Source organism: Bacillus sp. T3, from assembly GCF_033449965.1.
In the GTDB taxonomy this organism is placed as follows: domain Bacteria; phylum Bacillota; class Bacilli; order Bacillales; family Cytobacillaceae; genus Bacillus_BU.
In genome coordinates this window covers 1977853-2002370 of record NZ_CP137761.1, presented here as the reverse complement: position 1 = coordinate 2002370, position 24518 = coordinate 1977853, and the positions used below count along the sequence as shown (strand labels likewise).

Annotated in this window: 23 protein-coding genes; 10 read left to right on the top strand and 13 right to left on the bottom strand. The window is 38.4% G+C overall.

What is annotated here, in order from left to right:
- Positions 1–5: 5 nt before the first annotated feature.
- Positions 6–491 carry a hypothetical protein gene (locus RGF10_RS10420; protein ID WP_318508954.1) on the bottom strand — a complete coding sequence of 162 codons (486 nt, stop codon included), beginning with the start codon at positions 489–491 and terminating at the stop codon, positions 6–8.
- On the bottom strand, positions 472–1113 hold the full coding sequence (locus RGF10_RS10415) for a hypothetical protein (protein ID WP_318508953.1): 642 nt from the start codon (positions 1111–1113) through the stop codon (positions 472–474). The genes RGF10_RS10420 and RGF10_RS10415 overlap by 20 nt, the downstream gene beginning before the upstream one ends.
- Positions 1114–1451: 338 nt before the next feature.
- Here RGF10_RS10415 and RGF10_RS10410 point away from each other — a divergent pair, with 338 nt between their 5' ends.
- The gene (locus RGF10_RS10410; protein ID WP_318508952.1) at positions 1452–2786 is read left to right on the top strand and encodes an APC family permease; all 1335 of its coding nucleotides are present in this window, start codon (positions 1452–1454) and stop codon (positions 2784–2786) included.
- Between the two features lie 525 nt (positions 2787–3311).
- Here the strand turns inward: RGF10_RS10410 and nadA are convergent.
- Genes nadA through nadB form a run of 3 tightly spaced genes read right to left on the bottom strand, consistent with a single transcriptional unit; the run spans position 3312 to position 6832 of the window.
- Complete coding sequence (nadA, locus tag RGF10_RS10405; RefSeq protein ID WP_318508951.1) at positions 3312–4418, bottom strand: quinolinate synthase NadA; 1107 nt, start codon at positions 4416–4418, stop codon at positions 3312–3314.
- Between the two features lie 22 nt (positions 4419–4440).
- On the bottom strand, positions 4441–5283 hold the full coding sequence (nadC, locus tag RGF10_RS10400; RefSeq protein ID WP_318508950.1) for a carboxylating nicotinate-nucleotide diphosphorylase: 843 nt from the start codon (positions 5281–5283) through the stop codon (positions 4441–4443).
- Positions 5237–6832, bottom strand: coding sequence for an L-aspartate oxidase (gene nadB / locus RGF10_RS10395; protein WP_318508949.1), 1596 nt, complete (start codon positions 6830–6832; stop codon positions 5237–5239). The genes nadC and nadB overlap by 47 nt, the downstream gene beginning before the upstream one ends.
- 107 nt (positions 6833–6939) lie before the next feature.
- Between nadB and RGF10_RS10390 the strand changes: the two genes are divergently transcribed.
- The 6 genes from RGF10_RS10390 to RGF10_RS10365 all read left to right on the top strand — a co-directional run bounded on the left by RGF10_RS10390 (position 6940) and on the right by RGF10_RS10365 (position 11827).
- The gene (locus RGF10_RS10390) at positions 6940–7587 is read left to right on the top strand and encodes an aminotransferase class V-fold PLP-dependent enzyme (protein WP_318508948.1); all 648 of its coding nucleotides are present in this window, start codon (positions 6940–6942) and stop codon (positions 7585–7587) included.
- A gap of 36 nt (positions 7588–7623) precedes the next feature.
- Positions 7624–7839, top strand: coding sequence for a hypothetical protein (locus RGF10_RS10385; RefSeq protein WP_318508947.1), 216 nt, complete (start codon positions 7624–7626; stop codon positions 7837–7839).
- Positions 7829–8071 (top strand): hypothetical protein, encoded by a 243-nt coding sequence (locus tag RGF10_RS10380; protein WP_318508946.1) that lies wholly within the window; start codon positions 7829–7831, stop codon positions 8069–8071. Before RGF10_RS10385 ends, RGF10_RS10380 begins: the two co-directional genes overlap by 11 nt.
- 256 nt (positions 8072–8327) lie before the next feature.
- The gene (locus RGF10_RS10375; RefSeq protein WP_318508945.1) at positions 8328–8669 is read left to right on the top strand and encodes a DUF485 domain-containing protein; all 342 of its coding nucleotides are present in this window, start codon (positions 8328–8330) and stop codon (positions 8667–8669) included.
- A 12-nt stretch (positions 8670–8681) separates the two neighbouring features.
- On the top strand, positions 8682–10223 hold the full coding sequence (locus tag RGF10_RS10370) for a solute symporter family protein (RefSeq protein WP_318508944.1): 1542 nt from the start codon (positions 8682–8684) through the stop codon (positions 10221–10223).
- Between the two features lie 296 nt (positions 10224–10519).
- Complete coding sequence (locus tag RGF10_RS10365; RefSeq protein ID WP_412176723.1) at positions 10520–11827, top strand: arsenic transporter; 1308 nt, start codon at positions 10520–10522, stop codon at positions 11825–11827.
- A gap of 36 nt (positions 11828–11863) precedes the next feature.
- Here the strand turns inward: RGF10_RS10365 and RGF10_RS10360 are convergent, their stop codons facing one another.
- The 3 genes from RGF10_RS10360 to RGF10_RS10350 all read right to left on the bottom strand — a co-directional run bounded on the left by RGF10_RS10360 (position 11864) and on the right by RGF10_RS10350 (position 14939).
- Positions 11864–12529 (bottom strand): DUF2642 domain-containing protein, encoded by a 666-nt coding sequence (locus RGF10_RS10360; RefSeq protein WP_318508943.1) that lies wholly within the window; start codon positions 12527–12529, stop codon positions 11864–11866.
- Positions 12530–12649: 120 nt separating this feature from the next.
- Positions 12650–13714, bottom strand: a complete 1065-nt coding sequence (locus tag RGF10_RS10355) for a spore coat protein (RefSeq protein ID WP_318508942.1) — start codon at positions 13712–13714, stop codon at positions 12650–12652.
- Between the two features lie 124 nt (positions 13715–13838).
- Complete coding sequence (locus tag RGF10_RS10350; RefSeq protein ID WP_318509407.1) at positions 13839–14939, bottom strand: CotH kinase family protein; 1101 nt, start codon at positions 14937–14939, stop codon at positions 13839–13841.
- A 365-nt stretch (positions 14940–15304) separates the two neighbouring features.
- On the opposite strand from RGF10_RS10350, the gene RGF10_RS10345 reads away from it, so the two are divergent.
- Positions 15305–16714: a hypothetical protein gene (locus tag RGF10_RS10345; RefSeq protein WP_318508941.1), complete on the top strand. Its 1410-nt coding sequence runs from the start codon at positions 15305–15307 to the stop codon at positions 16712–16714.
- A gap of 6 nt (positions 16715–16720) precedes the next feature.
- On the opposite strand, the gene RGF10_RS10340 is transcribed toward RGF10_RS10345, so the two are convergent.
- Together RGF10_RS10340 and mug are read right to left on the bottom strand one after the other, a co-directional pair.
- Positions 16721–17161 carry a peptidylprolyl isomerase gene (locus tag RGF10_RS10340; protein WP_318508940.1) on the bottom strand — a complete coding sequence of 147 codons (441 nt, stop codon included), beginning with the start codon at positions 17159–17161 and terminating at the stop codon, positions 16721–16723.
- Between the two features lie 71 nt (positions 17162–17232).
- Positions 17233–17742, bottom strand: a complete 510-nt coding sequence (gene mug / locus RGF10_RS10335; protein ID WP_318508939.1) for a G/U mismatch-specific DNA glycosylase — start codon at positions 17740–17742, stop codon at positions 17233–17235.
- 268 nt (positions 17743–18010) lie between these two features.
- Here mug and yfkAB point away from each other — a divergent pair, with 268 nt between their 5' ends.
- Positions 18011–19129 (top strand): radical SAM/CxCxxxxC motif protein YfkAB, encoded by a 1119-nt coding sequence (gene yfkAB, locus RGF10_RS10330; RefSeq protein ID WP_318508938.1) that lies wholly within the window; start codon positions 18011–18013, stop codon positions 19127–19129.
- A 49-nt stretch (positions 19130–19178) separates the two neighbouring features.
- On the opposite strand, the gene RGF10_RS10325 is transcribed toward yfkAB, so the two are convergent.
- A complete protein-coding gene (locus tag RGF10_RS10325) occupies positions 19179–21017 on the bottom strand; it encodes an SEC-C domain-containing protein (RefSeq protein WP_318508937.1) in 1839 nt (612 codons plus the stop codon).
- A 157-nt stretch (positions 21018–21174) separates the two neighbouring features.
- On the opposite strand from RGF10_RS10325, the gene RGF10_RS10320 reads away from it, so the two are divergent.
- Positions 21175–22116 (top strand): thermonuclease family protein, encoded by a 942-nt coding sequence (locus RGF10_RS10320; RefSeq protein ID WP_318508936.1) that lies wholly within the window; start codon positions 21175–21177, stop codon positions 22114–22116.
- A 103-nt stretch (positions 22117–22219) separates the two neighbouring features.
- Here the strand turns inward: RGF10_RS10320 and RGF10_RS10315 are convergent, their stop codons facing one another.
- Complete coding sequence (locus RGF10_RS10315) at positions 22220–23461, bottom strand: ArgE/DapE family deacylase (protein WP_318508935.1); 1242 nt, start codon at positions 23459–23461, stop codon at positions 22220–22222.
- A gap of 12 nt (positions 23462–23473) precedes the next feature.
- A complete protein-coding gene (pucL, locus tag RGF10_RS10310; protein WP_318508934.1) occupies positions 23474–24421 on the bottom strand; it encodes a factor-independent urate hydroxylase in 948 nt (315 codons plus the stop codon).
- Positions 24422–24518: the final 97 nt, after the last annotated feature.

Below are 24518 nucleotides of genomic sequence, written 5' to 3'. Positions count from 1 at the left end.
CCGAGTTAGAGCGTGATGAGTTTTCCCTGTATTCGTTTCACCAATATGCAGGACAAAATGAATATTCCCCCCACGCTCGGGCTATATTCTATCCCAAATACATCCTTTATAATTCTAGCTTCTTCCTGCTTTTTTCGTTGTATTTCCGCTAATTCTTCAGCTTTTCGTTTTTCCCTTTGTTCAAGGTCATGCTCAAAAATTTTAAGATGACTAACTTCATCGAATGGAACTTCACATAGCTTGGCCAGATCTGTTATATACTCCTCTTGAATATCTTCGGTATAGTCCATCGCCAGCTCCACCAATAAATCGTACAGAATGTCCATTAGGATCGATTCGTTTAGATCAATTCCAACAGTATCCTTATATAATGTTTTCATTTTGGGAGCGTGTTTTAAAAAAAATGCTGGTGCAACTTCAAATAAATATTCACTGATTAGATTTTCATATAGGAAATAGTAGGTCTCATACTCATATTCGTCCCCAATCAAAGGTTTCTTGAATCGCTCCTGTCAGTTCTTCAAAAAAATCACTTACCTGGATATAATCTTGAGAAACCAATGATGGTTTCACCTCGATTAATTTCTGATGTTGATAGGATGTTTTCAGCTCATATTTTGGATTTTGCATAAGATCATTGGTAATATGTCTCGCTACATAAGCACGAATATATAAATAGATGACTGTATACTCTTTTTGTAATAATTCATGTGAAGCCTTCATTACCGTATTATTTATCTCTGTTTTTCGTTTGGCTGTACGCTCTTCTTCCAACCGTTCAAATAGCTTCTTTCTAGCTTTTGAATATTGGTCCTGCCACGCTTTTTCATTGTTTAAAAAAACACTATCAATCCAAGCATTCACATCAAAAGGCTGATAGTTCCGTATTTCGGTTCGAAATAATTGATTGATTAACTTTCGGTCTACTCCCTCAACTTCAAAGCCTTTTTCTGCTAAAAAAACTTTCTTATCTTTTTTATTTACCGCATTTGTTGCTTTATTGATCCAAACATTAATCCAAATTTGTTCAAGATAGTGACTGCGATCCGCCCTAAACTGTTCAAATGAAGGAGCTGTTTCTTTATATTCAAGGTACCTGGTCAATGTCTTCATAGACCTTTTTCTTCGTATGTTCAACGGCTATCGGATAAATCGAGTTTAGTGTTTTCATTTCAGTCTCCTTACTGCATAGTGAATCTCATTAGCAACCTTTTTCATTATGAATATTATGTTTACTTTTATATAAAGAATAAACATTCATTTGACTTGACACAATATAATTTCAAATTACTTTATCGGATAATGGTATCATCTGTATCTTCAAATGTAAAAATTGAATTTTTAATCAACTTGGTGAATAATTTATATTTTCGAAAAATTATTTCAGTATAATTTACGTGTTATAATCCAATAAAGATTAGAAATACATCTGTACTTAGGAGACGGACATCATGAAAAACGAAGCTCATTTAAAAAAGAATATTGGCTTTGCTGTTGCCACGTCATTAGTTGTCGGAACGGTGATTGGTTCAGGGATCTTTATGAAACCTGGTGTAGTAATCTCAGCAACAGGAAATTCAACACTTGCCTTATGGGCATGGGTAATTGGCGGAATCATCACACTTGCTAGTGGATTAACTATTGCAGAGGTAAGTGTAAGAATCCCAAAAACTGGTGGATTGTATGCATATATCGAAGAAGTTTACGGGAAAATGTGGGGATTTCTTTGCGGCTGGGTTCAAACCCTTATATACGGACCAGCAATCATGGGAGCACTAAGCTTATATTTTGGCTCATTAGTGGCTGGTATATTTAACTTAACCGAAAGCAGTCACATCATTATTGGAATCGTTACCCTTCTCTTTTTAGTTTTTATGAATTTACTTGGTACACAATACGGAGGATTAATTCAAACGGTTTCGACCATAGGAAAATTAATTCCGATCGTTTTAATTGCTACATTTGGTATTTTCCAAGGTGATATTCAAATTCTAAACATGGAAAGCGGTGATAGCCGTTCATTTAGTATGGGAGCTGCAGTACTTGCGACCCTATGGGCATATGACGGCTGGATGAATGTAGGCTACATGGCTGGAGAAATGAAAAACCCTAGTAAAACACTTCCAACTGCTATCATTACAGGGATTGGTGTGGTTATTCTTTCCTATATCACTGTCAATATTGCGATGCTCCATGTACTTCCTGCTAGTAAAATAGTTGAATTGGGACCGAATGCTGCAAGTACCGCAGCATCTATTTTGTTTGGTGATGTAGGTGGTAATATTTTAACGATTGGAATCTTAGTTTCAATCTTTGGCTGTTTAAACGGGAAGATATTAACTTTCCCAAGGATTCCATTTGCGATGGCAAAAAACGGCTTACTTCCTGCGTCAAAAACACTAGCAAAAATTCATCCTAAATATCAAACGCCTGTGATGGCAACCATCCTTCAACTCGTTATTGCTGTAATTTTAATGCTACTTGGTAGTGCTGATCGCCTATCTGATATTGCTATTTTTGCCGTGTTTTCTTTCTATGGTTTAGCATTTTTAGCGGTATTTATCCTTCGCAAAAAAACAGTTGGAGAAGTTGGACTTTACCGTGTACCATTCTTTCCAATTACACCAATCGTGGCAATTATCGGTGCGTTTTATATTTTAGGTAGTACGATTATGAATACACCAAATGATGCTTTTCTCTCAATTGGAATTGCCTTAATCGGTTTACCAGTGTTTGCTTTTTTAACGAAAGGCAAAGAAAAAGATCAAATCTCAAAAGCCAGCTAACAGAAAATCCCACAAAATTGTGGGGATTACAGACTGCAGACAAACTCAGTGAAAAATGAGGAGCCTGCAGTTTTTTATTATGAAGTCTGTTGATTTCCGTTCCAGGCACTTCGCGCACCTTAGGGGCGTGCGGTGAGCCTCCTCGGCGCACACAGCGCGCCTGTGCGGTCTCACCTGTCCCGCTGCTCCCGCAGGAGTCTTCGCGCCTTCCTCTCCAATCAACAGAGTGGGTAAAATCAATATTGAGCTTTTACATTGTCTTGTTTTAAAAAGATGTACCGGACATCTGTTCCGTTATCTTCATAAAATGTCTAGTTTTAATAAGCTAATCGGACATCAGATTCGTTATTTGATCATTTTTTGCCATGATTCAGTTGTTTTTATCTATATAAGGTACCCTGTGTCCCCTTAAGTCTAGCAAAAAGGGGATTTCATAATAATAAGGTACTCCATGTCCGTTAACTCGAAATGTAGCCTTTCTCGACAAACGAAAATCCCCACAAAAACTGTGGGGATTTTCGTTTATTAGGCAAGTTCTAGCATCCGATTTAGTGCAAGCTTTGCATCCTTTGCAATCTCTTCGTCAACCTTAATTACTTTTTCTTGAGCAGTGCCTTGTTCAATTTGATCCAGGCACCATGTTAAATGTGGGAGATCAATCCGGTTCATCGTTAAGCATGGACACATATGTGGGTTCAATGACACAATATGTCGATCAGGGTAATCATGAATGATTCGCTTCACTAGATTCATCTCAGTTCCAATCGCCCATGCTGAACCAGGCTCAGACTCACGTATACGATCAATAATGTAATTCGTTGACCCAGCGTAATCTGATAATGCCACCACTTCTCGTCTACATTCCGGATGGACAATGATGTTCATTTCTGGAAATTGCGAGCGAATTTGCTGTATATTCTCAACTGTGAAATTCTCATGGACAGAACAATGCCCTTTCCAAAGAATAACCTTAATCTTGTCACTTTCAACTTGAGCTTCAAGTCTGCTGTTAATTGGATCCCATATGGCCATTTCTTCTAGCTTAATACCAAGGTTATAAGCCGTGTTACGACCCAGATGTTGATCAGGTAAGAATACTAATCGTTGTTTTCTTTCTAATGCCCATTTCACCATTTTCTCAGCATTTCCGGATGTGACGGTTGCTCCATTAAAACGGCCCACAAATGCTTTAATTGCTGCAGTGGAGTTAACGTACGTTAAAGGAATCATCGTGTCCCCAAATACAGACGTTAATTCCTGCCAAGCACGTTCCGTTTGATAAATATCAGCCATATCAGCCATCGAGCAGCCTGCACGCATATCTGGTAAATAGACTGTTTGCTTCTCAGTTGTTAGAATATCTGCAGTTTCCGCCATAAAATGCACACCACAAAAAACGATGGACTCTGCGTCTTTATTTTCGGCAGAATATTGTGCCAGCTTTAAAGAATCTCCTATTGCATCTGCAAACTTAATGACTTCATCCTTTTGGTAATGATGTCCAGGAATAAACAATTTCTTTCCTAGTCTTGCTTTTATACCTCGTACTCTCTCTTCTAATTCTGCTTGTTTCATGGTGCGATAATGCTCAGGGATAGAAGTTGGGTTAACAAGAGTATCTAATAAATTCATCGCATAATCCCCCTCGTTAGATTCATCTTGCGGTGATTGAAACTTTCACACTAATATCAATCGCTCTGGCTGAATGAGTTAAAAAGCCGAGTGAAATATAATCAACACCCGTTTCTCTATATGATGGAAGCTGTTCAAGTGTAATACCACCAGATGCTTCTGTGACGATATTTTTTGGAACGATACCAATCCACTCTTTTATTTCTTCAGGTGATCGATTATCAAACATGATGACATCTGCACCAGCCTCAATCGCTTCCTTTACTTGTTGTAACGTTTCTGTTTCCACTTCAATTTTAACCATATGCCCGATTTGGCACCGCACTTTTTCAACTGCTTTGGTAATCGAACCAGCAAAGGAAATATGATTGTCTTTAATCATAACCCCATCATATAAACCGAAACGATGGTTATAACCACCACCAATACGAACCGCATATTTCTCCAGCATTCTTAATCCTGGTGTCGTTTTTCTTGTATCACAAATTCGGGTTTTTTCGCTTCCTAAAATCGAAACAGCTTTATTCGTTAATGTCGCAACTCCGCACATTCTTTGTACCAAATTTAAAATAACTCTTTCACCGGTTAATAAGTCTGAAATATTTCCAGAAACCTTTGCCAGGATTGCCCCTTTTTCAAACCATTCTCCATCCCGAACAAAAAGCTCAACTTGATTCTGCTCACTTAACAGTTTGAAGCCGGCAACAATGACTTCCTCACCACAAAATACGCCAGCTTCTTTAGCAATAAATGCAATTTCACCACGCTCTTGTTTACCAAAAATTAATTCAGTCGAAATATCTCGTTCCCCAATGTCCTCAAGAAAATACTGCTCTAGCATATTCCGAAGCTTTAATTTGTTCATCTAACACCATTCTCCCTTTGCGAAATTGGTAGATTAATTGTTTACTCTGCCAGTTTTTATCTTCATTTGGAAAATCAATTCGAAAATGTCCGCCCCTGCTTTCCATTCTTTCTAATGCTGCATCTGTAATCAGTAAGGCAATTACACATCCTAGAAAGCTTTGAATTTGAGAACTTGATAATTCATCTAAGCAAGGGCTATATTGATCTAATTTGAAAAAGCGTTCAAGCCAAGTCTTTTGCTCCGTAAGCGTACTTTCTGTTCGAACAATCCCTACCCGATCCATCATGGACTGTCTAAGCTCATTTAAGGTCGGTACTAAAATTGCTTTTGAACCCGAATCTTGTAAAGTCCTCATATAACTCAACGGAACTTCTGACCAGTTAGAACCATTAATATGTTGAGCCAGCCGCTTTCCATATGATAATCCTTCAAGGAGCGAGTTGCTCGCAAGACGATTGGCGCCATGTAAACCTGTACATGCTGCCTCTCCTATTGCATACAGTCCACCTATGTTTGTCTCACCCTGCATATTCACTTTTATTCCTCCCATAAGGAAGTGGCAGCCTGGAGCAACAGGGATTAGCCCACTGCTTAGATCAATCTCATTTTCTAGACAAAGTTCTGTAATCGTTGGAAATTTCTTTGTAAAATGCTCAATTGAAGAAATGTCCAGAAAAATGTCTTTTCCATTTTGAATATGATTGAAAATAGTTTGTGATACGATATGGCGAGGTGCTAAATCCTTAAGTGGATGAACATGCTCCATTATGGCTTCACCATTGCTTGTAACAAGTGTCGCCCCTTGTCCTCTCACAGCTTCTGAAATGAGTCCTTTAACTTCTCCGTTTTTCACTAACATAGTGGGGTGAAATTGGATAAATTCCATGTCTGCTATTTCCGCGCCTGCAAGATAGGCCATTGCGATCCCATCACCCGTTACATTTGGGTCACTTGATGAAAGACTATATAAGTACCCACACCCTCCAGTTGCCAGCACTACATGATTTGCATAATAATAATGGATTTTCCCAGCCTCATCCTTGGCTTTTACACCAATACACTGATTGCGGTCATTTACTATTAATTCATAGGCAAACCTATTTTCTTCAATAAAAATATTCCTGTTAAGTGTTGCCGCTAGAAAATCAATAATCTGCTTTCCTGTTGCATCACCACCAGAATGGACAATTCTGAAGCGACTATGTGCCCCTTCCATCCCTAACAGAAGTTCCCCTTTTTCATCTTCATCAAAGGGACAGCCTGCAGCTCTAAGCTCATCGATTAATCGAGGCGCCTCTTCCGTAACTTTTTGTACAACTTCTTCATTGTTATGGAATCGACCAGCTTCCAGCGTATCAATCCTATGAAGTGAATCGTTATCGTCCACACCAACAGAGGCGGCAATTCCCCCTTGTGCTAATGATGAGTTACTTGCTTTTACATTCGACTTTGTGAGTATAATCACATTCTTATCCGCACGAATATGGTGGGCAAATTGCAAGGCTGCAATTCCGCTCCCAATAACAATAACGTCACCTATATTCAAGACTAATTCCCTCCTGAATGTTTCATCTGTCTTGACACATATCTTTACACAGAATTAATATTATGACAAGTATTTTTTTCGAATATACGGGAGAATGGTGAGAATAGATGAAATATTTTGATTACGCAGCAACTAGCCCCCTTGATGAAGAAGCAGCTTCTATGTACGTAAAAGTTGCCACGCAATTCTTTGGAAATACGAATAGCTTACATGATTTTGGAGAGGATGCACGGCAGCTTCTTGAAAGGTGCCGTAGCGAAATGGCCCAGATGATCGGGGTAGATAAAGATGGCATTTATTTTACAAGCGGGGGCTCTGAGAGCAATTTTTTGGCAATAGAAGCATTACTAACTTGTAGACGGAAAAAAGGAAAGCACATTATAACGAGTATTGCTGAACACTCATCGATCCACAATCATTTAGAACGGTTAAAGCATGAAGGCTTTGAAATTACTTGTTTACCCTATAATAAAGAAGGATTAATAGAAGTAGAGCAGTTTTTAGATGGTATTTGTGAGGATACTGTTTTAGCAGTGATTCAACATGGAAATTCAGAAATCGGAACGATTCAGCTTGTAAACGAAATCGGAAACATTTGTAAAAAACATGATATTCTTTTTCATTCTGATTGTGTCCAAACATTTGGCAAAGTAGATATCAGAAATATTTCGACATCCGTCGACAGTCTCTCCCTTTCAAGTCATAAATTTTATGGCCCCAAGGGGTGGGGCTTGCCTACGTACGTCCCCAATTAAACACAAGATCATTTTTTCCAAATACAACGCATGAAAATGGCTTTCGTCCCAGGTACTGTAAATCTTCCAGGGATTGCAGCTATGACCGTTGCAGCTAAAAAGGCATTCGATTTACTAGACGTAAATGATCGTAACTATCTTCATTTACGGACATTATTTATTGAATCATTGAAGCCGTTAGAACATCGATTTCATATTCATGGTTCGAGCCTGTCCGAATCAACTTCCGGCTATTATCGGCATGAGTCTTGATGGTCTTGAAGGTCAGTGGGTATTGTTAGAATGCAACCGTAACGGGTTTGCTATCTCAACGGGAACTGCCTGCCATAGCGGAATGCTTACCCCTGCTCAAACCATGTCAGCACTAGGTTTTACAGGGAAGAAAGCGAAAGAATATTTTCGGGTGTCGCTAGGAAGAGATAACACAGAGAATGACATTGTAAATCTTGCTCAACACTTAATCAAAATGGCACTTAATCATTAGGATCATACGAATATTGAACGGTCTTGAAAGCTTCTGCTAACGCAGGAGGATTTCAGGACTTTTTTATGTTTCAAGCAAAAATTCCATGTCTTATTCGCATTATTTTCTGGTTCATTCTTGTTGTTTTTTATATATTTTGTAGAAAAATGAAGAAAATATTTTCAATTTTCTAAATTTACAAAATAATGCAAAAAGATTATAATCAAAATTGTGATTGGCGGACAGCCACAACAAATGAAGAATAAGGGGGATTTTTATGGCCGTGAATGAAAAGGCTTACAAGAAAGAGCTTAATCAATCAACTGAACTGGATTACTCGAAAATTGTGCAAACACCATCGTTTAAAAAACTTCTAAGTCAAAAACGAAATTTCATCTTACCACTGTCATTGTTTTTCTTAGTGTTCTACTTTACTTTACCAATCATGACCTCATACTCAGATGTATTAAACAACAAGGCAATTGGCAATATTAGCTGGGCTTGGGTATTTGCTTTTACTCAATTTATCATGACATGGACACTCTGTGGTGTTTATTCAAGCAAAGCCAGAAAATTTGATCAGGTAGTAGCAGAAATAATCGAAGAATCGAAGAACTAAGGGGGAATATCATTGAACACACTCGCATTCATATTATTTTTAGGAATCGTTGGTTTAACACTTGTCATAACCTACTTTGCATCGAAAAAAACAAAAACGACTAGTGACTTTTATACTGCTGACGGTAGCTTAACTGGGTGGCAAAACGGAATGGCAATTGCCGGTGACTATATGTCTGCAGCCTCCTTCCTCGGTATTGCTGGAATGATTGCATTAAATGGCTTCGATGGATTCTTTTATAGTATTGGTTTCCTAGTTGCCTATTTAGTAGTTTTGTATATTGTTGCTGAACCACTTCGTAATCTTGGAAAATATACATTAGCTGATATGATTGCTGCTCGCTTTGATGATAAAAAGGTACGTGGAGTTGCGGCCCTTAACACGATGACCATTTCCATCTTCTATATGATTGCTCAACTCGTTGGTGCTGGTGGATTAATCAAGCTTTTGCTAGGAATTGATTATATTTATTCCGTCCTCATCGTTGGTACATTAATGACTGTTTACGTAGTATTTGGTGGTATGACGGCAACAAGCTGGGTACAAATTGTAAAAGCCGTCCTCCTAATGATTGGAACGTTCATCATTTCAATGATAGTCTTTGCAAAATTTGATTTCAGTGTGATGAAAATGTTTGCTGAATTAAAAGCAGCTACTCCTTTAGAAGGTTCATACTTAAATCCTGGGAACAAATTTAAAAATCCACTCGATACAATCTCTCTAAACCTGGCACTCGTGTTAGGAACAGCTGGATTACCGCACATATTAATCCGCTTTTTCACTGTAAAAGATGCAGCTACTGCACGAAAATCAGTTGTTTATGCAACTTGGATTATCGGAATCTTCTATGTTATGACGATCTTCCTTGGTTTTGGCGCAGCAGCGTTTGTGGGCTTTGATACAATCATTGCAGCAGATGCAGGTGGAAATATGGCAGCTCCTCTTCTAGCAAAAGCATTGGGCGGAGATTTCTTATTTGCCTTCGTATCAGCAGTTGCCTTTGCAACCATCTTAGCCGTAGTAGCTGGTCTAGTGTTAACAGCAGCTTCTGCCTTTGCACATGATTTCTACAGCCATATTCTACGCCGAGGTAAAGCAACAGAAAAGGAACAAATTGTAGCAGCTCGCTGGGCATCTGTAGGTGTTGCTGTATTGTCCATCATACTTGCTTTGTTTGCACAAAAAATGAACGTCGCGTTCTTAGTTGCACTCGCATTTGCTGTAGCCGCAAGTGCAAACCTACCAATCATTTTATTAACAATTTTCTGGAAACGCTTTAACACAACTGGCGCAATTACTGGAATGTTAGTGGGCTTGTTTACAGCTCTGATTCTTGTCGCTGTAAGTCCAAATGTGTGGTCGCCTGAAGTTGGAAAAGCCATCTTTGTTGGAAATCCACTAATTAATTTAACAAACCCAGGAATTATTTCGATTCCAGTTGGATTCCTTGCCGCCATTGTTGGTACGCTTGTTTCATCGAAAAAAGCCGATGCGAAGAAGTTCGATGAAATTGTCGTGAAAGCTAATACAGGAATTCACAATTCTATTAATTAAATTGATTTTCTAAAAAAACCTTATCGACGCGAATCCCTCCTTTTTATTAGGAGGGATTTTTTTTAGGCTTTCATCACAAGTGGACATATATCAGTAAAAGATAGACGTGGATTTTTATAGATATAGTGATATTGCTTAGTACAACTTCACTATTGGACACGTATAGATATAGTACGAGTGATATCTAAAGACATTGGGAGGAGTGGTACATTCAAGACATTTCCAAACTCAAGAGAGGAGGTGTTGAATTGACAGAGTTCACACCTTTTTTCACCATATTCTCATTTATATTAACGATGACACTAATTTTTTGGAGACCTAAAGGAATAAACGAAGCAGTACCAGCAGCGCTTGGAGCCATTCTCGTTTTATTGAGCGGGAGTGTAACGATTACAGATTTAGGTGAAATTGCAAATAAAGTTAGTGGTGCCGCTCTAACAATCATTTCAACAATGGTGATGGCAATTGCATTAGAAAGCTTTGGATTCTTCCATTGGATTGCGACAAAGCTTTTAATAGCAACAAAAAATTCCGGAATCCGATTGTTTTGGCTGACAAACTTACTGTGTTTTTCAATGACGCTTTTCTTAAATAATGATGGAAGCATCCTTATTACAACACCGATATTAATTATGGCGTTAAAATATGTAGGGTTAAAACCGCATCAGCAAATTCCCTATCTCATAAGCGGAGCAATTATTGCCACAGCCTCAAGTGCAGCGATTGGTGTAAGTAACATCGTGAATCTCATCTCCCTTGAAATTATCGGGTTGGATTTGTATCTCCAAACAGCGATGATGTTTGTTCCCGCAACTCTTGGGTTGTTATTCCTAACCTGTCTCCTCTTTTTTATCTTTTTTAAAAGCTTACCTAAGAGCCTTCCAATTAATACGAATCAACTAAGCTATTTAGCATTTACACGACTCCATCCACTGCAATTCAAGCAAAATGAGGCTCAATTAAAAAAGGAACCAAAACTTTTGATTCTTGTTATCGCGTTTATTATTTTGGTCAGAATCAGTTTATTCGTCGCATCTTATTTTGGGATTCCAGTATCAATCGTATCCATGGTTTGTTCTATTATATTACTGGGTTGGAGATGGTATGTGTTAAAGATAAGCCCTTTGGATATGTTTAAAAAGACTCCGTGGCACATTTTCATTTTTGCTTTCAGCATGTACGTAATTATTTTTGGACTACAAAATATTGGATTAACTACAAAGCTCATTCATTATCTTGAACCTCTTGTTTCTACTAGTCTACTCCATGCCAGCTTAATAATGGGGACCTTAACCGCTGTCCTTTCCAATATGTTTAATAACCACCCTGCCTTAATGATCGGCACATTGGCACTTTCAGAGATGGGACTTGACCCACTTACTGTAAAAACCATTTATTTAGCGAACATTATTGGAAGTGATATAGGCTCGCTCTTACTGCCAATCGGAACGTTGGCATCCATGATTTGGATGCATATTCTACGGCAGCACAAAATAAAAATAACCTGGAAACAATATATAAGTGCCACGATCATCACCATACCTTTAGCAACTTTTTTCACATTAATTTGTCTGTATTATTGGATAAAGCTCGTCTTTTATTAAAAAATACCAATGAGTTCGACTCATTGGTATTTCTATTTAAGGCATATGAACGGTTTTTAAATGCATAAGTTTCCAGAAAACTGTCTCTCCTCCAGCAGTGGTCAAATTGACAATATTATTATTTATATTCTTCACTAAACCAACCTTACTTGGATTATCGCCTAAATCAAAGACGAGTAGCTTTCCTTCGTATTTTTTTAATTGCTCCTCAAACGAACGAGCTAATGGAATGCTTGAAGGTACAACCGGTAAAACGGTATTACTAAGTGTATAGGGCGTTAATGCATTCGAATATGGAATTAACCATTTTAAATGCTGCATTGAAACAAATACATTTTTATAGACAGGGGAGTAAAAAACAATATAATCATTGAGCACACTCGTAATATAGCCGTGGATAGATCGATTCCCAGTTACAAAAATTTCTAAAAATTGCCCTTTAGCATTGTTTAAAATTTTTCGATACGAAATCGTTTCCTTTTCATTTTGAAAGGGCATATCAAAAGTTGGTTTTTCGATTATTTCTGGATTCGTTTTAAGCGTCCGTTCACATATATTATGCAAATGCATAAGTGGAATGTATAAATAATTATGACCATCAAACAGGACGATTATATCTAGTCCAGAATCAATTAATAAGCCTGTAAAATTGGTCCTTCCAGATATTTCAATTTCAACTTCTTTTCCTAAAAGATTTTTCATAACCGCTTTTTCTCCCTCCCTTCTAATTAGGAAGTTAGTTAAAATGGTGCATCAGTAATATCACTAATGCACCATCAGTTATAAGGGATATTGGTATGTTGTAAAAACATTTGTTTAGCTTTAGTTTTTGCCTTTCCAAACATAATCGATTGTTTTGACAACTTTTTCGCGACGATAATCAGAGCGGCTTGATTTACTTGAAGAGGATGATTTTTTGTACTCTTTCTCCTTGCTTTTGTTGCTTTCATTATTTTTAGAGGAATTATCTTGGTTGCTGGAATTTTGTGCAGATTGATTATTGTTATTGTTATTATCATTGTTTTGACTGTCGTCACTATCGTTATTTTGACTTAACGATCCCTTCGGTCCAGAACTAATGCTTCGAATATGATAAGGATGAATACGTAAAACTTCCTGATTGCTTACCAGAGTGTAGTGACCTCCTGCATTTTCAACTAATACACCTTCCATAGCCTCTGGGCCACCACGATTAATCGATACCCATTTATGAGCCATGTGTTGAAATACATTATGGAAGTCGGATGCTTCAATGATTTCAGGATATGTTACCTCCTGTTGATTGCTATTATTATTATTTTGCCCACCATTTTGGTTATTGTTATTGTTATTGTTATTGTTATCCTCGTATTTGCTCACACTTTTAACATGGTATACATTAAAATACACGATGCCATCATCTTCTGTGTATAGGATGATGAAATCATCAGATACTCCTAGTAGTGTCCCGTATTTTGATTCTGGGCCACCTTGGTTAATTTGAATCGTTTCGTTAACTAGATTGCTAATAAGGCCGATGAAATCGTCTGCCTCAAAAAATTCAATGTCCTCTTCTTCTACTTGAGTCGTTTGTGTTGAGTTTGTTTTTGAATCCTCACTAATACTTTTCACATGCTTTGCTTGATAATAGATGACAGTATTATTATTACTATTGTCATCGCTTTGTTGATTGTTATTATTTTGTTGATTATTGTTGTTATTACTATTGCTGTTATTATCGTTACTATTGTTATTATTATCGTTATAAGCATAAAGAGTTACGTAGTCACTTTTTACATCTAGTAACATCCCAGTTTTGGATTCTGGTCCCCCTCGATAAATAGTCACGATTTTTCCTTTTAGAGACTCAAGAAACGCGTGATATGATTCAGCAAGGTCATTGTTCATAATTATCCTCCTTGTCATATATCCATAATGGTTATTTATAATGCTTATATTACGTTTCATAGGTGTCCATTGACCTAATGAACATGCCTAATTATGAAAAAATTTTTTCCGCACATATTATGAATCAATCAAAAATTGATAATTGACGTTTTATATAGGTGCTTCTGGCTTTAATATAGCGGGCTATGAAATCTGGTTCATTATCAAATTGATTAATTCTCTCCTTTAAATATGGATCTTTAAGGACATAAGGACGAATTTTTGAAGCAAGCCCCTCAACTTTTGGAATCAAATACTCTGTAGTAAATTGATTATTCATGATTTCTAAAAGCAAGGTTTTGTAGTATTTTCGATAGGAATCCACATCAAGAATTCTTGCTGTTAATGTATTAAAGCCCTGTATTCTAACATAATCTTCATTCATGTATTTTCCATTGACATCCCTCCCCCATGTTGCATCATAATCCCAGGGAATCATTTCAAATTGTCCAGTAACGCCATTTCGATATAATGCATAATTATGCACAAAACCATCATAATTCTGGGTGAAGACTACTCCAGCTAACCATCTAAGGTATTGCTCAACATTTATATATTTTTGTATTTCAACTTCGAATTCTGCTCGTAGTATTGTATTAATATTCAAAATCATTTCCTGTAAGTAATAATTGTCCTTATCTGTGCCATTCTTTCTTTCATACCCGCTATCTAATGACTTCTTTACTTCCTTATCTAAGTCGCTCATTAACGAGAAATTGGCATCGCCATCAACTGCATAAAAAATCGCTCCTGATGGCAATTTTCGCGATGCAAGATAATGCTCATCGACAGATTCTAATTCAAGATAAACACCTTCATTTTTTCCGTTTATTTTCAAAAAAACATGTCTGGATTGTGGTGAAAGTGTTCCAATCTCTGAAAAAAAGTCCAATGATAATTTGTTTCTAATCAATGATGGATCACTATACTCTGAATTGAGATGGAGTTCTTTGGCATTGCGATATTTTGCAGGTTTTTTAAAGCATACATGGTAAGATTTTTTCTTAGATTTGCGAATATGAGAGCCACGATAAGCGAGATCAATTTCAAGTTTTCTTTTATCAAAGGTTAATTTCGCCGGTAGAGGGTCATCACACCATATATCCCGTCTCATTTCACTAAGATCTAATGGGTGAATATAAAGATGATAAATCGGAATGGTACTGTTTAAATTATCCAAATCCATCATCCCTTTCGTTTTACTCTATACGTATGACTGTAACGAATAAATGACACTGCTGAAATTCATCTATTTTTTTCCTATCTAAACGAATGTCTCAGACAATTGGTTAAATTTTGCGTACTCTATAAAAGGGAAAAGAACTAGATAGGCTTTTATGTATTTCTAAATTGATAATTTAGTTCATTTTTCAATAGAAAATTTAAATAAGGAGGTTTCTTTAGTGGGATTTTTCTCATGGGATGAAATATTAAGAGCAGCTGAAGGAGCAAACAAAAGGGGTCTAAGAGATTTTATGTTCCAAGACCCAAATGCCAAGGGGCGGACTCGAAAACACGAATCAGATGAACATAGTCATAATGAGGAAAGCATTGAGGATCAAACTTCAACGGAAAGTGCACATTTGCGCACATCCAGTATGCGGAAAAGTACTCGGCGTAGTACTCGCAAAAGTACTCGGAAATCTACTCGGCGCAGTACTCGCAAAAGTACGCGACGCTCAACTCGGAAATCTACTCGGTGCAGCACTCGCAATAGTACGCGGCACTCAACTCGGAAATCTACTCGGCGCAGCACTCGCAATAGTACGCGGCGCTCAACTCGGAAATCTACTCGGCGCAGTACTGGTCCTAAACATGGTCCTCTACACCGCCGTAGTTCACGGAAAAGTACTCGGCGTTCTACTCGCCGGAGCTCTCGTTGCACTACTCGAAAATCTACTCGAAGGAGCACCCGCCGCTCTTCTCGCTGCAGCACTCGAAAATCCACTCGTCGGAGCTCTCGTTGCTCTTCTCGCTGCACTACTCGGAAATCCACTCGGCGCAGCACCCGCCGTTCTACTCGTCGCAGCACTCGGAAATCCACTCGTCGGAGCTCTCGTTGCTCTTCTCGCTGCACTACTCGGAAATCCACTCGTCGGAGCACACGCCGTTCTTCTCGCCGCAGCACTCGAAAATCCACTCGTCGGAGCTCTCGTTGCTCTTCTCGCTGCAGTACTCGGAAATCTACTCGTCGACGCACTCGCCGTTCGACTCGTCGGAGCACTCGAAAATCCACTCGTCGGAGCTCTCGTTGCTCTTCTCGCTGTAGTACTCGGAAATCTACTCGTCGGAGCACCCGCCGTTCGACTCGTCGCAGGACTCGGAAATCCACTCGTCGGAGCTCTCGTTGCTCTTCTCGCTGCAGTACTCGGAAATCTACTCGGCGCAGCACACGCCGTTCTACTCGTCGCAGCACTCGCCGTTCGACTCGTCGGAGCACTCGGAAATCCACTCGTCGGAGCTCTCGTTGCTCTTCTCGCTGTAGTACTCGGAAATCTACTCGTCGGAGCACCCGCCGTTCTACTCGTCGCAGCACTCGTCGTTCTACTCGTCGCAGCACTCGTCGTTCTACTCGCCGCAGCACTCGCCGTTCTACTCATCGCAGCACTCGCCGTTCTACTCGCCGCAGCACTCGCCGTTCTACTCGCCGCAGCACCCGCCGTTCTACTCGTCGCAGCACCCGCCGTTCGACTCGTCGCAGCACTCGCCGTTCAACACGTAGATCTTCAAGTTGTTCAACGAGACGGGCGTCACATTCAAAAAACAAAAAAGATTGTCAAAAACCGACCTATTATAAGTATCAAAAAAGATATTGGAAAGATCAAAATATGTGGGCACTCAGATTGTGTAATGACAAAGAATAAAAATAAAAAGCTTGTCGAGAAAATTTTTCTCTACAAGCTTTTTTTGAGGGATCATTTGTATACTGAAAAAAGAGAGCAAGTCTGCTCTCTTCAATAATGATTCTTATTCAGCGTCAAATACTCGAACTTCTTTCATTGCATCGCCATTCTTCATTTTTAGGACTGTATCCATTCCACTTGTTACTTTGCCAAAAACAGTATGAACACCATTTAAATGTGGTTGAGGTTCATGAACGATAAAGAATTGGCTACCACCTGTATCACGACCAGCATGAGCCATTGAGAGGCTTCCTGCTTCATGTTTATGTGGATTTCCTACTGTTTCACACTTAATTGTATATCCTGGGCCACCCATACCTGAACCAGTTGGGTCTCCGCCTTGTGAAACGAAGCCAGGGATTACGCGGTGGAAGATAACACCATCATAAAAGCCTTCATTTGCTAATTTTTCAAAGTTTGCTACTGTATTTGGTGCTTCATTTGGATAAAATTCCAATTCGATTTTATCGCCATTTTCCATTACTATGTATCCTTTTTTCGACATTTATAACATCTCCTTATGTAAAAATCACGTTTATCATACCATTATTTTAGCTTGAAGACAAAAATTGAACATTAACCTTTTATCAAACTTGGTAATTCGCTATAGATAGAAACAATATCATCAAGTTTCATTCTGACTAGACCGCTTGAAGATGGAGCGACAAAATCTGTGGTTCCCTTGACCACAGACTCGGCTTGAACACCCCAGTCTATGTCCCTTTTTCCACTATACTCTTGGTAAACCCCTTTTCCAACAAAGCAAACAATTTCTGGTTTATATTGACTTATTTTTTGAATTAGTACCTCGCGCCCTTTTCTGAACTCATCCTTTGTAATCTCATCTGCCGCTTTCGTTGGTCGTTGGACGATATTGGTTAATCCATATCCAAGATGCAGCAGCCGAGAATCCTCTTCAGGCATATATTTTCTTTCCGTCATGCCCGCCTTATGTAAAATAGTCCAAAAGCGATTATTCGGATTAGCAAAATGATGCCCTGTTTCACTTGACCGAAGACTTGGATTAAAGCCAACAAACAACACCGAAAGCCCTTCCTTGATGTGATCTTCGATTGGTTTTAACATTTCTCCACCTCCTCTTCCACTATTACCATTTAAATATTCTATAAACAAGTCCTGACTCCAAAAAACACTCTCCATTCACTATGAAGCTAGTGTTTAGTTCTTTAGTCCGCTCAATCTTAAGTCCTCATATTAAATTTTTTCTCTCATAAACTTAAAGGAGACGCAACTATTTTTTAAAAAATATATAAATATTTACCATATAGAAATGATAATGGTCTATAATATTGTCTAGTTTGTTACAATTCATGAAAAAATGAGGAGTTTTGCAATGACCACGTTAAAACCAATATCACCCCTTTATGACCCATGGGAAGCCTATTTGGATATAGATGAAAACGGAAAACTAATGTTAACCAATATTGAATTTACTACGACGAATCTTTGCAATATGCGATGTGAGCATTGTGCCGTTGGCTACACATTACAAACAAAAGACCCTAGTGCTGTGCCTGTTGGTCTCCTTTTAAAAAGATTAGATGAAATTCCTACTCTACGGGCGTTAAGCATAACTGGCGGAGAACCGATGTTATCCCTCACATCTGTTAAAAATTATGTCGTACCCCTACTCAAATATGCACATGAACGTGGTGTCAGAACCCAAATCAACTCAAATTTAACCATGGATTTACAACGCTATGAATTAATCATACCTTATTTGGATGTCCTACATATCTCGCATAACTGGGGAACGGAAGAGGATTTTGCAACAGCTGGCTTTGCGCGAATGGAACATAAACCAAGCTTTACCCAACGTGTAAAGTATTTTGAGCGGATGATTGAAAATAGCCGGGCTCTAGTGAAAGCTGGCGTCACCGTTTCTGCAGAAACGATGCTGAACAAACGGACACTCCCATTTTTGGAAAAGATCCATCGGCAAATTGTTGATGACATGCTTTGCCAACGGCATGAAGTGCACCCAATGTACCCAAGTGATTTCGCTAGCAATCTAGAATACTTAAAAATCGATGAAATAAGACAGGCCATTCACCATTTACTTGATATTCGAGATGAGAATGTTTGGATGCTATTCGGAACTTTACCCTTTTATCCCTGCAGCTCGAACAAAGAGGATTTGCAATTGTTAGAGCGGATTTATCGAAGTAAAAACGTCACAGTCCGTAACGACCCTGATGGTCGCTCACGTTTAAATGTTAATATATTTAATGGCGATATTATTGTGACCGATTTCGGGGATATTCCCCCATTAGGAAATGTAGTTAATACCAGATTACAACAGGCATATGATCAGTGGGCAAACACCCCAATCGCCAAACAGCTTTCCTGTCATTGTCCAGAGGTTGCTTGTTTAGGACCAAATGTACTAGTTAAAGAGCGGTACTATCCTAATGTTGATTTTACGAAGCTTCATACTAATATTAAAAAATAGAGCAAAAGGCAGAGACCACTTTGGTCATCTGCCTTTTGCCCGTTTGATTTTATATTTTTTGTAATACTTTCTTGTTTGTGATTTTTAGTTCTACCTTTTTTATTTCTGGTAATAGAACCGATGAAACAGATGTTTGCTTTATACTATCCAACCATTTTGCGAAAGCTTTCATTGTACTGACGAAATCTTTTTGATAAGTCTTGCTGACCTCATCTGATGCAAACACTTCTAGAAGGATGGATCTCCATAAAGCATCATTACATTGTGACCATTCTTGTAAAGAAGACTGCTCAAGTACTTCTCTTAGGAAATACAAGCTATTTCTATATTTTCTAACAGTACCTTCTCCTTTACCAATCGTTTTTTCTTTGAAAAAGGTAACCATATCTGTAGCGTAAAAATTACTAATAGTGGTTGGAGTAAACCCTAAATCCTCATAAAAAGGAATATCTTCTCTTTCAACAATGATGGCTTTGAATGGATTTTCAATCTCAATAAACCCACTTTTGCGACTTGCACCACCAGTGACAAATGGAGATAGCGGTAAACCTAAAATTTTCCGAACAGAATTCAAATCAGCCGTAACCTTAATCTCATCTGTTTGCTTCATCACTTGTTGATATATATTTTGCTCCACTTGCTTTAACCACGACAAAGCTAATTCTACTTCACCATCTTCAATTAACTGCCTGATCGAGCGATTATTATATTTTGGAATGGAGACATTTATCTCCTCAAATAAGTTCGTTTGAGCATAGTTGGAATAATAGAACGGTGCATCCTGACTCATTTGTACAAAGTAATTCTTTATTTGGGCTTGAATCGGACTTTTAATTACATTTGTCCTTTCAGAATCAAATTGTAGCGCTAAAATCGCCTTTTTTAAGATTTCTTTTAATTGTTCTGTTTTCTTTTTGTCAAAGCTCGTTATGATCAGTTTGTTTTGTTGGATTGAAAGGGTAGCAAAGACTTCAGCAATAACCACCTCGTCAGCAATTTCACTATCCTGATATTCGCGCCAATTTCCGGCCCAGGAATATCCTTTCAGACTACTATCGGCTTTATCTACAATAAAATCCTTATTCTCTTGTAAGAATGAATGAAGCAATACTTCATTAAGGATATGATATTCCAGTATGTATTGATGAATTTCCTGTTCTGTTTTATCCTCAGGTTTTTGAGCGTAGTCATTACCTAGCAATACAGCTAATATTTCAGGATAATAATCAAACAAAATCTTATCCGCAGGCGTATTTTCTTTTTGAGCAAGCTGTCGTACCAGCTCTAATGCATTCATTAAATGGATTGGACCTTTAAAAATTCTGACTCCATTAAAATAGTCGTTTCCTTCAAAGCTCTCTATTAATCCTAATGTTCCATACCAAGGGGAAAAGGCGGGAATATTTTCTCTTATTTCCGGAACAGTATACTGGTCTTTCGATAGCATGTCTTCAAATACAACCTTGTTTCCATCCTTGTTTACAGCCTCAACTAGTTTCATCTTTAGACCTGTCCAATGATTTGCCATCATTTTTTCCTCATGTGATAGCCTAAACTGTTGTTCCTGATAAAACCATTCTATTCCTCTTAAACCATTAGTAAATCGATGGCAAAAATATAGCCAAAATCGGAAAAATCCATCTCGTATATCAGCAGGAACTAACCTATTTGTTCTTATATGAAACTCTCTTTCTAGTTGTCGAAAATGATCACGAGAGATGTTAGACTGAAAAAACACTCTCATTCGATCAACTAGTGCATTCTTTTGCTGGAAGAAGCGCTCCTCTTTGACCTCTTGGATTTGAATGACTTTTTTCTTATTTAAACAACATTTCTTATACTTTTTTCCACTTCCGCATGGACACGCGTCGTTTCGATTAACACTCACTTAAAATCAAACCTTTCTGTACGCAACAATAGTTTTCAAAATATATTAAATTTTCTTTCATTATAACAAAATCTTATCTTTTTGTTGTTCTATTTTTTTACTCTCCTAAAATATGCTACTATTAATTTTGATTTTATAACGAAGAGGAGATTCATTCATGCTTGGTATACTAACGGCAATTCTAATTATTGGGTTTTATGTTAGCAAAAAAAATAAAATAATAAAGTATAAACACATCTTATGTATTGGAGCTACACTTCTGTTCATTGGCATATTTAGCGGATGTACAGGTACGGATACATCGATGGAGAAGGAAGCTCCTAAAGAGACTGAACAGAAAACACCTTCTAACAATTTAACAGAAGATAATAGGTCTAATCAATCAAAAGAAGAAATTGGAAACTCACAGATAAATGGTCTTAAGGCGAAAGTGCTATCTGTAACTGATGGCGATACGATTAAAGTTCAATTAGAGAATGGAACAACGGAAAAGGTTCGCTTGATTTTGATAGACACACCAGAAACCAAACATCCAAGACTTGGTGTACAGCCATTTGGGAAGGAGGCATCAAGTTTTACTACAAAAGAATTAACTGATAAAAATATCACACTAGAACTCGATGTCGAGGAACGAGACCAGTACGGAAGACTATTAGCCTATGTTTGGATTGACAATACACTTTATAATGAAGTTCTAATTAACGAAGGACTTGCACGAGTTGCGGTCTTTCCGCCTAATACGAAGTATGTCGATCGTTTCCGCGAGGCTCAGTCTAAAGCCCAGAAGGCTGGGATTGGAATTTGGAGTATTGAAGACTATGTCCAAAATGATGGGTATGATTCTGATCAAACTGGAACCGAGCCGCCAGCGGCTAATTCCAATTCAAATGCTTCAGGATCCTCGGGCTCCTACATTAACGATCCAAGTGATGATCAGGAAACTAACCTAGACTGCAAAGAAAAAATAAAGGGAAATGCTAACAGTCATATCTACCATGTACCTGGTGGTCGATACTATGAAAAGACTACAGATAATATTGTTTGGTTTTGTTCCGAAGCTGACGCTCAATCTGCAGGATACCGAAAATCGCAACAATAATAAAGTCAAATTTATCACAGCCAAGAAAAAGAACCGGTCATTTTATTGCTTAAATGACCGATTCCTTATTCAAAATCCAACTTGGGACATCGCGACTTCTTACCTACTGCGCTCTAAGAAGATCAAACAAGCTTAATGCAACCACCTTTGTTGCTTTAATTAAATCATCAATTTTTACGTGTTCATCAGCTCGGTGCCCATTGGCCTCAAGTAAAGTTCGCGGTCCTGCTCCAAACAAGACAACAGGAATCCCCACTTCATAAAAATGCCTAGCGTCTGTATACAACGGAGAGCCTTGAACCAACAAATCCCCTTCCATCACAAGACCCCAATTCCGTTTAAATGCTTGAAGAAGTGGGAGCGTTTCAGGAACTGGCCCAAAGCTTTTGGCTAACAAAACTCGTTTTATTTCGACTGTAATGCCAGGAAATTGCCCTGCAACTTTATTAATAACAGAGACAAGCTCTTGTTCTGTAGCTTCAGCGTCTTCCTCCGGAATTAGCCTTCTGTCAATGCGAATCGTACATTCGTCTGGTACAACATTTGTATTGATACCACCATTAATCTTACCCACTACTAAGGTAGGGGATTGGATACCAGGCACCTTAGACTCCGTTTCCGTTAATGATTTTCGATAGTTGTACAATTCTGTGAGAACGGCTGTCATTGCCTCCAATGCATCATGTCCAAACTGAGGCTCTGCCGCGTGGGCTTGCTTCCCTTTAAGTTTAACCTCTAGGTGTAGACAGCCGTTGTGAGCATTGACAATTGAATACGTGAAACCCGGACAGACAGCAAGATCCGGTTGGATTAACCCCTTTTCTAGCAACCACTTCGGTCCGACCTCGCCACCCGTTTCTTCATCAAAGGTGAAGGCTAAGGATATTTTTCCTTGAAGTGCATCAGCCACTTCACGTAAAGCAAGCACCGCAAAAGTGTAGGAGGCTATATCTGATTTAGAAACCGCCGCTCCTCTCCCATAAAGCTTTCCATCGATGATATCACCACCATAAGGATTCATCCTCCAGCCAGTTCCTGGGGGCACAACATCACCATGCGAATTCAACGTGATTTCAAGACCATTTTTCTCGTTAAAAACCTCATACGCCACAACATTTGCGGCTCTTTTCATCCCAACACGGTTTAGGGCATCTGTTGGGAGCTCATGAAACGAGACTTGTTTAAATTGGTAGGATTGTAGTTTAGCCTTAATTTTTTCAGCAATTCCGATACAATCTCCTGGAGGGTTATCCGATGGAATCTTGACCAGTTCCTGTAAGAATGCAATTAATTCGGTATGATTTTCATCAATGATATCGATTAGCTTCCTCTTAAAATTAGGCAAAACTGTACCTCCTTAATATGACTTTTCTCGTTCTAAATCCTCTCTAAGAACAACAAATCTTTGAAACCCATATGGCGGTCTAGGCTCTGTGTAAACCTTTCCTTTTGAATGAGGAATCTCCTCCACCACGGTTTCCCACGTTCGATTTTGTGATTCAAATTCTACCTCACTTAGCTGCGGAAACCGCTCCAATATCTTTAACCCAATTTGATAGATTAGTTGTTGAATCGAATTTGTATCCAGCACATGGAAAACAGAAGATGCAATATCACTTATCTGTTCTGCCAGTACAAACCCATTTGGATTTTCAACAACCACATCTCTAGGCTCTTGATATTTCCAATTTATATTTAAATAAATAAACAATGGCCGATTTGAATCCTCTGGAAGTGTCGTATATTGATCCTGTACAAAGCCAACAAAGGAATTGCCGCTAATTTTTATGAGTTGAAGGTCCTTAATTCCACTACGATGATCAATTAGCTTTATTCCGTTATCCTCACGAGCAACTTCAATCGTTGCGAATGATTTTTCATTTCGGGATTTTTTAAATACAAGTGAACTAGCTTGGAGGGTATGTTTTTCAATACAATTCGTCGGTAAAAATGGAATCTCATCAGCAGTGATTTGAACTGTCTCCATTTGTGGATAGGTTTTGAGAAATTGATTTGCAACGTAGTAGAGAAATCCATCAATCGTACTGCCCTTAAACTTTGCAAGATGTCTTTGAATAAAATTTTTCATTGAATCAGTGGCAACCACTAACTGATTATCTCCCTCGGTAAAGGATGATAAAAATTGATTTCCGCCGATTGCAACATGACAATTCAGTCCGAATAAAATATTTTCTCTTCCATTAACAGTTGATTCAGGAATCTGTTGAACACTTGATAACGGTGTACCATAAGTACGATATGCATACACCTCACCCTTCCCATAATACATCACCCGATTTGGCACAATTATTCGCTCCCCTATCCATTAGTTTGATTTTTTCTTATAGCCCCTTTCATAAAAATATGAATGGTTCATGAATGCTATTCCATAACCTTCACGG